This window comes from bacterium, from assembly GCA_019912885.1.
Classification (GTDB): domain Bacteria; phylum Lernaellota; class Lernaellaia; order JACKCT01; family JACKCT01; genus JAIOHV01.
In genome coordinates this window covers 35,108-49,350 of sequence record JAIOHV010000144.1, presented here as the reverse complement: position 1 = coordinate 49,350, position 14,243 = coordinate 35,108, and the positions used below count along the sequence as shown (strand labels likewise).

The 14,243-nt window shown below is 66.4% G+C and carries 6 protein-coding genes; 4 read left to right on the top strand and 2 right to left on the bottom strand.

Translation table 11 applies throughout. From position 1 onward, the window contains the following. Window positions 1–397: 397 nt before the first annotated feature. Complete coding sequence (locus K8I61_12180) at window positions 398–2,251, bottom strand: hypothetical protein (GenBank protein ID MBZ0272787.1); 1,854 nt, start codon at window positions 2,249–2,251, stop codon at window positions 398–400. 323 nt (window positions 2,252–2,574) lie between these two features. Here K8I61_12180 and K8I61_12175 point away from each other — a divergent pair, with 323 nt between their 5' ends. The 4 genes from K8I61_12175 to K8I61_12160 all read left to right on the top strand — a co-directional run bounded on the left by K8I61_12175 (window position 2,575) and on the right by K8I61_12160 (window position 12,139). Continuing rightward, window positions 2,575–3,327: a glycosyltransferase family 2 protein gene (locus tag K8I61_12175; GenBank protein MBZ0272786.1), complete on the top strand. Its 753-nt coding sequence runs from the start codon at window positions 2,575–2,577 to the stop codon at window positions 3,325–3,327. Beyond that, the gene (gene asnB / locus K8I61_12170) at window positions 3,327–5,054 is read left to right on the top strand and encodes an asparagine synthase (glutamine-hydrolyzing) (protein MBZ0272785.1); all 1,728 of its coding nucleotides are present in this window, start codon (window positions 3,327–3,329) and stop codon (window positions 5,052–5,054) included. Before K8I61_12175 ends, asnB begins: the two co-directional genes overlap by 1 nt. After that, window positions 5,047–5,835, top strand: coding sequence for a glycosyltransferase (locus K8I61_12165; protein ID MBZ0272784.1), 789 nt, complete (start codon window positions 5,047–5,049; stop codon window positions 5,833–5,835). Before asnB ends, K8I61_12165 begins: the two co-directional genes overlap by 8 nt. Window positions 5,836–5,983: 148 nt before the next feature. Then, on the top strand, window positions 5,984–12,139 hold the full coding sequence (locus K8I61_12160) for a tetratricopeptide repeat protein (protein ID MBZ0272783.1): 6,156 nt from the start codon (window positions 5,984–5,986) through the stop codon (window positions 12,137–12,139). A 192-nt stretch (window positions 12,140–12,331) separates the two neighbouring features. Here K8I61_12160 and K8I61_12155 read toward each other — a convergent pair whose 3' ends face one another. Next, window positions 12,332–14,170, bottom strand: coding sequence for a hypothetical protein (locus K8I61_12155; GenBank protein ID MBZ0272782.1), 1,839 nt, complete (start codon window positions 14,168–14,170; stop codon window positions 12,332–12,334). Window positions 14,171–14,243: the final 73 nt, after the last annotated feature.

Below are 14,243 nucleotides of genomic sequence, written 5' to 3'. Positions count from 1 at the left end.
CATCCGCTACTTCGACCAGTTGGGAGTCCCCCGGCTGGCCGCGTGACCTCAACTCGCCGAACCGCCGGATGCGGACCCGCTTGTCCGGTGGTGTGGCAGGGGAACTCCGAGGCTATTCCTCGGAGCCCCTATGCCGATTGTCCTGGGTACGCCGAACGTCCGCTCGGCATAAGACCCGCTCCCTGATCCTTCGCTCGCGCTCAGGACAAGCTCTCGCGGTTCGTTGCTCGGGCATGGGGAATGGTCTGGAAGTCTCAAAGTCTGGAGGTCTGAAAGGTCGTCGCCCAACGCAAAGGTCCGTGCGCTGGGGTCCATTGAGTCCATTCAGTCCATCATGTCCATTGCCTATCGACCCGCTCCCTGACGGTCGCGGTTCGTACCGTCTCGATCCTCATGCCTACTTTGTCCGCTTGCGTTTTGGCGCCTTTTCCTTTTTCGGCGACGGCACCTGCCCGCGCGCGATCCGCACGACGCGGCGCGTCGCGGCAAACGCGCAATACAGCACGAGCGCGGCAAGCAGCCATCGCGCAATGTGGAACAGCGCGAGCCAGAATGTGAATCCGCGCGGCTTGAAATCCGCAAGCCCAAGATAGGCGTCGAGCCCGCCGGTGACGCGAAGGCGCGAGGTTTCGTCGTGAATATCCGCGACGGCAAGCCACGGCCGGCGGAAGATGCGCGCGAGGTCGCGGCCGTATTGCAAGCCCGGCAGCGCCCGGTGCACGTAGTCCGTCACATTCAGCGCGAAAAACGCGCCGCCGCGCGGTCCGCCGTCAAGGAAAATTTCGATGCGCGATCGCGGCGGTTCCGGCGGCGTCGCGCGCAGAATCTCGACGCCCGACGGCGTCGTGGACATGAGCAGCAGTCCCGCGTGCAGGTCCAGGAAGTACGGCTTGTCGTAGAGCATCATGCGCACGGGGCCGCCATCGGCCAGAACGCCGGCAAGATCGCCGAGCGCCTCCTCAAGTCGCGGGCGCGCCGCCTCCTGCTCGGCCTCCGGCAGCGTGCCGATGTAGCGATTCGCGTTCGCAACGCTGAAATGTTTCTGCGTGCGAAGGGCCTCGCGCAGGCTTTCGGCGGCGCCGAAGGCCTCCTCGAGATATTTTTTCTGCGAGGAATGCAGTGGCGGATTGCGCAGGTTTTCCACCGTCTTTCTGAAGATCGTCTCGTCCTTCACCTGCGCGACGACAAACCATTCCCCCTCCTTGTCGCGCGAAAAAATCACCTCCGGCCCGACGCCGGCAAGCACCTCGCGCACAAGGAGCGCGCTAAGCTTCTCGCGCAGCTTGTTGTCGCCCATCGCCTGCGTCGGAACGAGCAATGTGAGGAAGGCGTCGGCCAGATCGCCCAGCTCGCCTGACCGGATGCCCGCCGTGTAGGCGCGATCGTCGTTCAAAAAACGCCGCAGCGCCCAGGGGTCGTCGGTTGACTTCGCGGCGAATTGCCTGACGACAGCCTTTCCCGGTTTCGCTTTCAGGATCGCCTCGCCGCGAATGGCGTCGCCCTCCAAACGAAGCTGCAACGCGCCTCCGGCGAAATCGGATTCGGCCGCGAAAAACTTCTGGGTCGCGCTACCCGATTCACCGGAAATGATCGCCGTCGGCGTCAGTACCAACGCACGCACGTCCGCGGGGCCCGACAAAAGGCCGCGCGCGGCCGCGAGGCGATCGCCGTGCTCAACCGCGGCGGAAGGCAGCAGCCCCTTGAAGGCGGAAATGGCATCTTTCACCTCGCTGCTTCCGCCAATAACGATGAGGTTGCGAACGCGCGCGAGGCGCAGCTTATCCGACTCGTAGATGGGGTGTCCGAGGTGCTCGGCCGTCTTGTCGGCGCGCGCGGAGATGATGTCGAGCCCGAGCATCGACAGGAACACGATCGGGCGGCCGAGATCGATGACGAAAAGGCGCGGCACGGCGTCGGGGTCCGTCCAACTCGCGACGTCCGCGGGCGTCATGACGGACACGACGGGCTGGAAAAAGCGGATCGCGTCCCACGCGAACGGCTTGGCGCGAACCGCGTCCAGGATGCCGACGCCGAGCGCGAGCTGCTGCCCGCCGATGCCAAGTTCGGTCAGCACGCGAAACGAGTCGGACGCGATCAGCATCTCCGCCGTGCGGGCGAGGTCGGGCAACTGGACGATCATGCCCGTGTTCGCGGGCATGACGTCGGCCACGTCGATCGGCGCGAAGGCGACCCACGCGCCGGCCGCGGCGATCGCGGCGCCGATGAGAATGACGATGACGTTTCGAATCACCCGGCTCTCCTTTGGGCGCGGCCGATTGGACCCGGAACCCGCGCGGCAGGTTATGAGACGCGACAGGCGCGGGGATCGTCAAGGCGCCGCCGGGACCGCCGGGCCGGAAACGCCGCGAGCGATGCGCCACGCGCACACTCACGCTATTGGCCAAACGCCTTGGCGTGCGTCCGGAAGAGATCGAGACGTTCTGAAGCGCGATCCCGACGCGCGTGTAACCCGGCCCGCGTTGCTCCCGCCGCCCGTTGTTGATAAACAATTCGGTTCATCCGTCGCGCGCCGGCGCATGGCCTTCGTGAGCCGCGCGAATGTTCGAGGTGCGCTTGGAATCCGCCAACGTCGATCTTTCCGTCATCGCCCCGTGCCTGAACGAGGCGCCGAACATCCGGCCGCTTGCCGAGCGCGTCGGCGCGGCGCTCGCGGCGCACCCCGGCGGGTTCGAGCTTGTCATCGTCGACGACGGCAGCCGCGACGCGACGTTCGAGGAGATCGAGCGGGCCGCGAGGGATTTCCCCTTCGTCGTCCCCGCGCGGCACCGCGTCAATCGCGGCATCCCCGAAAGCTGGCGCACCGGCCTTGCGGCATGCCGCGGGCGGCGCGTCGTGACAATCGACTCCGATCTGCAATACCGCCCCGAGGACATTCCGCGCCTGGTGGCGGCGATGGACGAAACCGGTGCCGAGTTCGTGCAGGGATGGCGGCAAACGCAGGTGCGCCGCGGCCTGCTGCGCAAGGTGCTCACGGCGGGGCTATCGGGCCTTTTGAGCGCGATGTTCGGCGCGGGGCATCTGCGCGACAACAAAAGCGGCTTCGTGCTTTACTCGCGCGACGCGCTCTCCCGCGTTCTCGACTACCGCCGCCCCTTCCGCTACTACCAGCATTTCATCGGCATCGCGGCCATCGCGCACGGCCTGCGCATCGCCCAGGTGCCGATCGTGTTCGACGAGCGCGCCGCGGGCGAAAGCTTCATCCACGATCCGTTGCGCTTTTCGATGCGCGCGCTCGCGGACCTGCCGCGCGCGGTGATGGAGTTCGGCGTGTTTCGCCGGCGCGCGGCGGCGGTGAGGGACGCCTGATGTGCGGCATCGTCGGCATACATGATTCCCGCCCCGACGCGCCGCGCCCGCTGGCGCGTATGATTGAGCTCATCACGCACCGCGGCCCGGACGAGGAGGGCGCGTGCAACCTTGGCCCCGTCAGCCTTGGCGTTCGGCGGTTGAAGATCATCGATCTGGTGACCGGCCGGCAGCCGATGACCAGCGAGGACGGCCGCGTCGTTGCGGTTTACAACGGCGAAATCTACAACTTCCGCGCGCTCCGCGACGAGCTTGTCCGCGCGGGTCATGTCTTCCGGACGAAGACCGACACGGAGGTGCTCGTCCACGGCTACGAGCAGTGGGGCGAAGGTCTCATCGGCCGCCTGAACGGCATGTTTGGCTTTGCGATCTGGGACGGAGAACGCCTTTTGCTCGCGCGCGACCGCATGGGCGAAAAGCCGCTGTACTACGCGTTCGAGAACGGGATGCTCGTGTTCGCCTCCGAGATCAAGGCGATCCTGCCCGCGTTCGAGTCCGCGCCCGATGTCGACGAGGAGTTCTGGGTTTACGACACGCCGGTCGAGGGACGCACGCTCTTTCGCGGGATCCGCGAGCTGCTTCCCGGCCGGCGACTGATCTACGACGGCAAGGATCTGTCGGTCGAGCCGTATTGGGACATCCCCGCCTCGCCGCCGTCGGAGGCACCCGTCGAGCGGCTGGCCGAGGAATTGCGCGAACTTCTGATCGACGCGGTGAACATTCGCCTGATGAGCGATGTGCCGCTCGGCATGTTTTTGTCCGGCGGCATCGACTCCGCGGCGATCGCGTGCATCGCGAGGCCCGGGACGGTTTACACGTGCCATTTTCCGCTCGGGGCGAAGTTCGACGAGCTGCCCTTTGCGCGGCTCGTCGCCGAGCGCATCGGCGCACGCCACACGATCGTCACGCCGACGGTCAACGATTTCAAAAAGCGCCTGCCGCGCGTGATCTGGCACGTCGATCAGCCGATCGCCACCGCCTCGACGATCAGCGAGTTCATGCTCGCCGAGCGCGCGTCCGCCGACGGCATCAAGGTGATCCTCGGCGGACAGGGCGCCGACGAAATCTTCGGCGGCTACGTTCGATACCTCTTCATGACCGGCGGCGACGCGCCCGGCGCGCCGGAGCTTGCCAATTATCGAAGCCTCGCGGCGTATTTCGAAAAAGGCGCCGGACTGCCCGACGACGCGGCGCGTTATCACCGCCTCGTGCGGCGCGCCGCGCCCGCCGACGACACGCCATACGAAAACCGCCTGCGCCGTTTTTTCTCGCGCCACGACGCGCTCATCGACAAGATCGGGCACGCCGACGCGCGGCTGTCCCTGCCGTCGCTCCTGACCATGAACGATCGCGCGTGCGCCGCGTTCGGCCTCGAGAATCGCTGCCCGTTCCTCGATCACCGCGTCGTCGAGTTCGCTTTCCGCCTGCCGCCGGCGGCGAAGATCGACGGATTGCGCACCAAGAGCGTGCTGCGCCTTGCCTTGCGCGGCATCGTGCCTGACGAGATTCTCGACCGGCGCGACAAAATGGGGCTCGTCGTGCCGTTTCATCAGTGGCTGAACGGCCCCCTGAATGCGTGGGCGGCCGATCTCGAGGCGAGCCTCGCGCGGCGCATTCCGTTACCCGACAACAACACGGGCCGAGGCGAGTTCGACCGCTCGCGCTACACGCGCGTTTGCCTCGAGCTCTGGTTCCGCCAGTTTTTTCCGGATTACGTTCGTGCATGAGGTGGCGGTTGTCGTGCCGGTGAAAAACCGGCGCGAGATGGTCGTGCGGGCGATCGCGTCCGTCCTCGGCCAGACCGCGCCGCCCTCCGAGATCGTGGTCGTCGACGACGGCTCCACCGACGGAACCGCCGACGCCGTGCGCGCGCTGGGCGATCCGCGCGTGGCGGTCATCCCGTCGCGCTCGGCCGGCCCGGCGGGCGCGCGTAACACCGGCATCGACGCGACGGCCGCGCCCCATATCGCGTTTCTCGATTCGGACGACACGTGGGAGCCGGGCAAGCTCGCCGCGCAACTCGATCTGCTCGACCGCGCGCCGGCGGCCGGTCTCGTGTTTTCGGACGCCTGGATTGTCCCCGCGAGCTTTCGCGGCCCGACGGTTTTTACACGGCAGCCGCCGGCATGCGGCGACATCGAATTTCGTCTCCTGCTCGACAACTTCATCCCGACGTCCACGGTGATCGTGCGCCGTGATGCCTTGGGCGACCTTCGTTTCCGCCCGGAATTTTCGCCGGCCGAAGACTACGATCTGTGGCAGCGTCTGATTGTCGGCACGAAGGCCACTTTCGTGCCGAAGGCGCTGGCCGTGTATCGCCTGCATCGGGGGCAGCTCGGCGCCGATCTGCCGGCGATGTACCGCGCGACGCGCCGTGTCGTCGCCGAGGCAAGCCGCGCCGCAAGTCTGTCGCCGGCGCAAAAGCGCGCGGTGGATCGGCGCATGTATCGCCTGTCGATGGCCGCGCGCCGCGCGGCCGCGCGCCGGGCATGGACGCCGGCCTATTGAGCGCGCGCGCCGGGCGACGGAACCGAGCGGGCCATCCGGACGTCGAACGATCATCCGACGACCGGCCTTGACAGCCCATGGCGATTGCTCATTGATGAATGCTTGATGCGTTGACACGCGGAATGTAGGGTCCAAATTTCGATTCCACATGGCCGAAACCTCCGAAATTCTTGAAAAAGCGTCCTCCGGTGATCTGGCCGGAGCGGATCTGTCGCGCGCGAACCTGAAAAACCAGGATTTGTCCGGCGCGAAACTGGCCGGCGCGAATCTCGCGCGCGCCAGGCTGGCCGGCGCAAACCTCGCCGGGGCGGATCTTTCCGGCGCGGATCTTTCCGGCGCGAACGTTTCCGGCGCGAACCTTAACGGCGCCAAATTGGCGGGCGCCAGACTCGGCCGCGCGTCGTTCGACGGCTCGGACCTGACCGGCGCCGATTTTTCGGGCGCCGAGGGCGATCGCGCGGGTTTCCGCAAGGCCACCGGCGAAGGCGCGAACTTTCGCGAGGCAAAGATTCCCGGCGCCGCGTTCAGCAATGCCGCGCTCGTCGGCCCCGATTTCACGGGAGCCGACTTGACGGACGCCGATGCCGCGGACATGACGGTAAAGGGCGGCCGTTACGCGGGCGCGACCCTGTCCGGCGGTGTCTATCAAAACGCCATATTCGAGGCCTGCGACTTCGCCGCGATTGCCGGCGAGCGCGCGGATTTCTCCCTCGCGACGATCAGGGACGGCACATTTGCCGGCGCGCGTCTCGCGGAAGCGGACTACTCGAACGCGCTTCTGGAACGCACCTCGTTCGCCGACGCCGACCTGACCGGCGCGCGTTTCAACATCAGCGACCACCTCGAGGTGAATCTGACCGGGGCGACGCTGGACCGCGCGAGCTTCAAGTCGGTCTCGGGGTACACGGAGGAGGAAATCGGCGCATTCGCGGAGCGCGGCGCTCGCGTCGATCGCTTCGTCATCCGCCGCGCCCTCCGCTTCGTGCGGCGCAGCCGTCCCGCGCAGGCTGTCCTTCTTGCCGCCGTCGTTGCTCTCGGATTCGGTGTTCAAGCCTGGCTCGCCAACCCGGAAAACTGGTCGTTCGCCAAGCTCGATGAGCGCGGGCAGGAGGCGCGCGATCGCGGCGATTACGAAACGGCGCGACGCTATTATCAGATTGTCGTCCGCAAGTACGCGGCCAATCCCTTGCGCGTCGCGCAGGCGATGAACGCCATTGCGTCGACCGCGCTGGACCAGAGAAAGGTCAGCGAGGCGCGCCGGCTCTTTCAGGAGGTCATCGACACCTTCCCGGATCAGGACAATGCCCTGCTCACCGCGGAATTCGGCATGGCCGCGACCTACGCGGAGGAAGGTAAATTCGAGGAGGCGATCGAGCGATACAAGGCGTACGCGGAGAAATGGAAGGATTTCCCCCAGGCGGCCGACGCGCACGACCGCGTCGCGCGCATCTATGTCCGGATCAACGAGTTTGAAAAGGCGGAAGAGCAGTATCGGCTGATCATCGAAAAGTACGCCGCGGACCCGAACATCATCCTGCGCGCGGAATTCGACGTCGCCAACCTGTTTCTCGAGAACGGCCGCGTGCGCGAAGCCGTCGACCGTTACCGGAAAATCGCGGAGGCCTACGCCGACCGACCCGACACCGCGTCGCGCGCGTTCGCCGGCGTCATCAACGGCCTGGTGACGATGAGCAAGCTCGACGAGGCGCGCGAAGTTCTCGCGCGGATGCGCGAAACCTATCCCGATCAGACCGACAACCTCGTTCAGGCCGAATCTCAGATCGCAAACGTCGAGGCGGTCATCGGCGATCCGGGCAAGGCCGAGGAGCGATTCCTGGCGATGCTCGAGCGCCTGGGCGGCGATTCGCAGGCCCGATGGGTCGGATCAAGACTGGCGCAGCTTTACACCAACACCGGCCGGCCCGGCATGGCGCTCGAACTCTACGACCGCCTCATCGATCGCTTCCGCGACCGCCCCGCCGAGCGGGACGATCTCAAGATCGAACAGGCTCAGGTGCTCATCCTCGTGGATCGCGTCAACGACGGCGTCAACGCCCTTCGCGCGGTCGCCAACGACGCGGTGGAAACCGATCAACGGCGGCGCGCCACGGTGCAACTGGCCAATGTGCTCGCGCAGCATCGCCGCTACGACGAAGCGCGACCCATCTTTGTCGAGCTGACCGAACTCGGCAAGAACGATCCCGCCACCGCGTCGCAGGCCTTCGTGGGACTTGGACACATCGCGCTCGAAACCGGGCGCTTCGACGAGGCGGCCACGCAGTTCGAGCGAGCCATCGACGTCGCGCACGAAAATGGTGACAAGTTCCAGGCGTTCGGTGCCCTGCGCCGCCTGTGGGAGGAAGCGAAAGATCCCAAAAAAGAGTTGCAGACGCTTGAACGCATCCGCGAGACGTTTCGCGACGAGCCGAACTTCGAGAGCCTGATCGACGTCCTCTTCGCCGATTATTATCGGCGCGCCGGCGATATCGACGCCGCCAAGGAGGCGCTGCGCGCGGGTGCGGACACGGACAACGCCAATCAGGCGGCGGCCGCTCTCTCCACGCTTGTGCGGCTGTTGACCGAGACGGGCGATCTCGACGGCGCCAAGCAGGTGCAGGACGAGATCAACGCGCGATTCCCTAACAACACCGGGGCGATTCTCGACGCGCAGATCGCGCGCGCGCAAAGCCTGCTGGCGCGCGGCGACGAAGACGAGGGCATCGCGTTGTACGAACAGGTGACGCAATCGGGCGACGCCGCGCGGAGCCGCCACGCGTTGTTGGCGCTCATGAATCACCACGCGCAAAAGCGCGATATCGGAAGCGCGCGGCGATACTACGATCGCCTGATCGAAAACGCGCCCGAAGCTTCGCACGAGGCGGTCACCGCGCGACTGACGTTCGCCAGCGCGTTGCGCACGGCCGGACTCGGGGACGAAGCCCTGAAACATTATCAGGACATGGCGGAAAGCGGCTTCGGCAAGCAGGTCCGCGCATGGGCGCTCGACGGCATCGCCGGCATTCACGTCGACCGCAAGCAGTACGGCGACGCCGAGGCGCTCTACCGAACGATTGTCGAGGAGTTTCCCGGCGAAATGTACGCGCGCGACCGCTTCCGGGCGCACATCGGACTGGCCACGGTTTACGAGGCCAAGCGCAACTACGCCGAGGCGGAACAGGAATACGAAAAGGCGAGCGAGCTGGTTTCCGACGCCGAAAGCCGCGGCCAGGCCCGCGCCGCGCTGGTACGCGTGGTCGCCGACTCGGGCGATATCGCGCGCGCCGAGCAGATGGTCGACGAGTTCGAAAAGAGCGCGTCGGCCCATCCCTCGCAGATCGAGCAGGCCCGCCTGTCCGTGGCGACCGCGATGAGCACGCAGGGGCGCAAGGACGAGGCGCTGCGCCGCCTGGAGTCGATTATCAAGGAGGTCGATACGCCGTCGGCCCTGGGACAGGCGCTCACGACGATGGCACACACCTACGCGCAGGTCGGCAGGATCGACGACGCGGTGCGTTCCTTCGAGCGACTCGAGACGGAATTTCCCGGCGATCCCGCGGTGTTCGAAACCGCGCGTTTCGGCAAGGCGCAGGTGTACCTGGGCGCGGGCCGGCTGGATCGGGCCGCGCGCGAGTACGAGGCGATCCTCAAGGGCGACGAGCGCCCGTCGGTGCGCTTGCGCGCCAAGGCGGAACTGGCCGCGCTGCGCGCGCGCGAGGGCCGCTTCGACGAGGCTCGCCTGGCCTACGAGGAGATCCTGGCCGAGCACGCGGACAACCTCGAGGCGGTGGCGGCGGCCAACCGCGGCATGGGCGCCATCCTCCGGACGCAGGGCCGATACGACGAGGCGATCGAGGTCTGGCGGCGCAATGCCGGCGAGAAATTCGAGGAAGGCGTCCGCGTGGAGGCGCTTTCGTCGATCGCGAATCTCAGCACCGAGCTTGGCCGGTTCGCCGAGGCGCAAAAGGCTTACGAGGAAATCGAGGCGGTCTCGCCGGGCTCTCGCGGGCTCGCGGCGAATTCGAAGTTCGGCCAGGCGCAGGTCTTGCGGCAGAACAACCAGTTCGAGGACGCCGCCAGTCTCTTCGCCGAGGCGGCCAAGGAGGCGCCTGACCGCCAGACGCGTGGCAACGCGCTGATCGCCGTCGCGCAGATCCAGGCGCAGCTCGGCCGCAAGGACGTCGCGCACGAGCAGTTCAACGAGATCGTCGAATCCTTCGCGGGCGTGCCTTCGGTGGTCGCGCAGGCGCGTTTCGGCCGCGCCGAACTGCTGCGCACGGATAAACGCCTGGACGAGGCGTTCGCGCTCATGGATCAGGTCGCCCAAAGCGCGCAGGAAGAGAGCGAGCGTATCCAGGCCATGAGCGCCATGGCGCAAATCCGGCTGGAGCAGGGCCGCTTCGACGACGCCGTGGCCGACTACGAACGGATGCTCAAGGCCTTCGAGGGCAACGATTCCGTGCGTCTCGACGCGCTCGGCGGCATGGCCGACGTGTACCGCCGCCAGGGAAAGATCGAACGCGCCCTGGCGACCTACCGCCGGGTTCGGGCCGAGGCGCCCGACGAAACGCGGCGCCTATGGGCCGACTCGGCCGTCGCGAGGATGCGCCTGGAGCGCGGCGAGCACGACCAGGCCATTCGTGCGTATCAGGCGATCGTCGATGAATACGGCGCGAACAAGGCCGCGCGCCTGGATGCGCGGATGGGGATCGCGGAGGCGCTCAAGGAACAGCGGAAACTCGGCGAGGCCGAGAAAATGTTCCAGGCCGTCGTGGACGAGGCGCCGGAAAGCCCGCAGGCTTATTGGGCGATGATGGGCACGGCGCAGATCGCCGGCGAAAAGGGCGCGTTCGACAAGGCGCAGGCGATCTACAAGGAGGTCGGCGAGCGATTCGGCCAGAACGCGCAATCCGTCGCCGACAGCAAGATGAATCTCGCGAATCTCTTGCGGAGCGGAAACAAGAACCGCGAGGCCCTCGCCGCGTATCAGGAGATTCTCAAGGAGTTTCCGAACACACCCTACGCGGGCTGGTCGCTCGGGGCGATCGCGCAGATTCATCTGGGCTTCGGCGAATACGACGCCGCGCGCGAGGCTTACAAGCGGATGATGGAGACGTTCCCGGCGCATCCCGAATTCACGGAGCAGGCGCGCATGGGCCTGGCGGAGGTGGAAAACCAGGCCGGAAATCGCGAAGCGGCGCTCGCCGCCTACCGCGAGATCGTCGACAAGGCGCAGGATCCGGAGGCCGCGATGCGCGCCCGGCTCGCCATCGCGCGCTCGCTCATGGCGGTCGAGGAGTACGCCGAGGCGCGCAAGATTTTCGAGGAAATCGCCGGCGCCGCGAAGGTCGAGCCGAGCCTGAAGCTGCAAGCCAGCCTCGGTGTCGGCGAAACCGCGATGGCCGGCGGCGATTCGCGCACCGCGCGCCGCGTTTTCGAGGAGGTCGCCCGGGAGGCCGGCGATCGCTCCGAGGCCGGCAGCGCGCTGCAATTGCTGGGACAGGCGCTCGTGAATCTCGGCGAGTTCCGCGAGGTCGAGAACGTCATCCGCGAGATCAAGAGCCGATTCCCCGGCGACCAGAACAGCGTCATCAACGTGCGTCTCGCGCTTGTCGGCAAGTTGCGCGAGGAAAGGCGTTTCGACGAGGCGATCGCCAAGCTCGATCCGCTCATCAAGGAATACGAAGGCCAGCCGCAAACCGCGTGGGCATTGCATGCCAAGGCGCAAATCCTCTCGCACCAGCGTCGCACGGACGACGCCAACGCCGTCTACGAATCGCTCATCGAGGAGTATCCGAACAATCTGACCTCCCTGATCGACGCGCACCTCGGCATCGCGCGCAACCTTCACGAGGGGGGCCGGGGCGACGACGCTCTCGATCGATATCGCATGGTCGCCGAGAAGTGGCCCGACTATCCGCAGACGATCTCCGCGCTCAATCAGCTCGCCCAGCTCTATCAGGAACGCGGCAACGACGAGGCGCTCGAGGATGTCCTCAAGCGCACGCTCGCCATGGACGCCGCGGACGCGAATACCAAATCGAACGCGGCGATCACGCTGGCGGGCCTCTATGGGCGAAAGCACCGCATCCGCGACGCGCTCGCGCAATACGAGATGATTTACACGCGCTGGCCGGAAACCAACCAGGCGGCGTGGGCGATGTCCTCGGCCGCGCGCCTGTTGAACGAAAACGGCGAGCAGGCCGCGGCGGTGAAACTCCTCGAGGATCTCATCGCCAAATACCCGGCGACGCACGAGGCCGTCGTCGGCGCCAAGGCCGCCCTGGCGCAGATTTACGAGCGATAAGCAATTGGGAATTGGGAATTGCGAATGGGGAATGTCATCGCAATGCCGGGCTCCGAATGACGACGGCCGGGCGCGTCAGAGCCACGCGCGTCAGCAAGCGGCCGTGCGGTTCGCACAAGAAGCGGGTTGCCCGGAAAGAACCACGCCGCAACTTACGACGGCATTCCCAATTCCCAATTCCCCATTCCCAATTCACTTGAATGACCAAATCCCGAAGCTCTTCCCGTGCAGCGGGTGCGTACGAGCCTTGTCGGGCGTCGAGAACGCGGCGGCGACCGCCGAATCGTCAAGCGGCGTGAACGCGGCATAGCCCGTGTCGCCCACAAGGTCCGCGCGCAGAAACCCGAACGCCACAAGCGTCTCGCCGACGGGCAGGCTCACCAGGCGATAGTCCTGGCGCAAACGCGGCTCCTCGTAGATGCGGTATTGCACCGGTTCGAGCGCGTTTTCGTGAACCCACTTCGCAAAGCCGTCGGGCGTGCGTTCGTAGGCGCTCGGCAGCACCATCACGATTTCGGGCCGCGTCGAAAGCGAATACGCGTGGTCATATTTCTGGTGTCCGACGACGCCTTTGGTCATGTCGAGTTCCATCTTCGCGATATTCGGCTCGACAAGCCCCATCATGTCGTGGATCGATCTCTCCGAAAAAAATCCGACGGCGCCGATCGGCAGCGTCGCGATGGTCGCATCCGGCGGCGTGTGCTCGCCAAGCTCGCGCCCGACGTCGGCGAAGTGCCGCACCACACGTTGCAGATCGCGGTGGATGAGCCCCTGGAACGTGTAGAAATACGCGAACACGTTCAGGACCAGCACGAGGCCCGCCGCGCGCGCAAAGGCTTTCGCCGCGAGCGGTTTGGGGTCGGTTGTCTCCATCTCCACGTCGTCCGTGCGCGCGCGTCCCAAATGCCAGAACGCCAGCGTCACCGGCGCGAATTCCGCGAAGAAAAAACGATGGAACGGGTAGAAGTCGCCGCCGACGCGCACGATGTACAACCCGTGCAGCGCCGCAAGGCCAAGCGCCAGCCACACCAAACGCGGCAGGTTCCGCACCGGTTTGGGCCGCGTCACGGCGATGACAGCGATCAGCAAGGCGGCAACGGCCATCAGCGCGTTCGGCGCAACCAGGAAAGCGAGCGCCGCCGGCGCGATCGCCACCCACGCGCGTCCGCGCGTCGACAGCCGCCATGCGCGATCGGCGAAAAGCGCCGCGAACGCAATCGGCACGAGCGTGCCGAACCACGCGACGCGCAGATACGTCAGACCCGCGTGCAACAGCGCGGCGCCGCTTCCGCCGACCTTGGCGTAGAACGTGTTCGGCATGAGCTGGCCGAAGTACGACCATCGCCACAGCCAGTAGCCGCCAAAGAGCGCCACGACGATGGCGCCGTAAAACACGCCGCGCGCCGCGCGATCGCGATTGAACGGAACGAGCCACGAGAGCCCGAGCACCGGCGCGATCAACATGCCGTCCGGATGAAAAAGCCCCGCCGCCACCGTCGCGAGCGCGCTTTTCAAGGGCCAGCGGCCGAGGTGCTGCTCGTCCAGGTGCCCCATCAGCGCGGCAAGCAAGCAAAGCGCCATCGGCGCGGTTTCCATGCCCGCCCACGCCCACACAAGGCTCGTCGCCGAAAGTGCGAGGAACGTGGCGACAAACGCCTCCGGCTCGCCGGGGGGCCGTTTTCGCGCGTGCGTCGTGTGACGCCACGCGATCGCGACGACGCCCGCCTGCGCGAGTAGGGAGATCGCCACGGCGACAAGGTCCACGCGCTTGACGCCGAATGCGGCAAACGGCGCAAGAAGCGCGATGAGCGCGACGCTCGTTCCGCCCTCCACGCGCTCGCCTTCATTGTAAACAAGCCCCAGCCCCGCGCCGGCGTTTCGCGCGTAGCGGTGCGTGATGTAGGCGTCGTCCACGGGGCGCAGGAAGTCGATCGGGTTACTCGGCCGCGCCAGCGAGAGCAACGCAAGCAGCGCCTTCGCGCTGATCATCGCAAAAAGCGCAAGCACGAAAACACGCCGCGCGGTCAGCATGCGCTCGCTCCCGTTGCCCCGGCGCAACGCTCATTCCGTGCCCGTGCCCGTGCCCGATGGGCCGGCCGGTCGC

Bases quoted from the DNA above. Each gene is read 5' to 3' on its own strand.
- K8I61_12160 (MBZ0272783.1), top strand. From the start codon at position 5,984: ATGGCCGAAACCTCCGAAATTCTTGAAAAAGCGTCCTCCGGTGATCTG.
- K8I61_12155 (MBZ0272782.1), bottom strand. From the start codon at position 14,170: ATGCTGACCGCGCGGCGTGTTTTCGTGCTTGCGCTTTTTGCGATGATC.
- asnB (MBZ0272785.1), top strand. From the start codon at position 3,327: ATGTGCGGCATCGTCGGCATACATGATTCCCGCCCCGACGCGCCGCGC.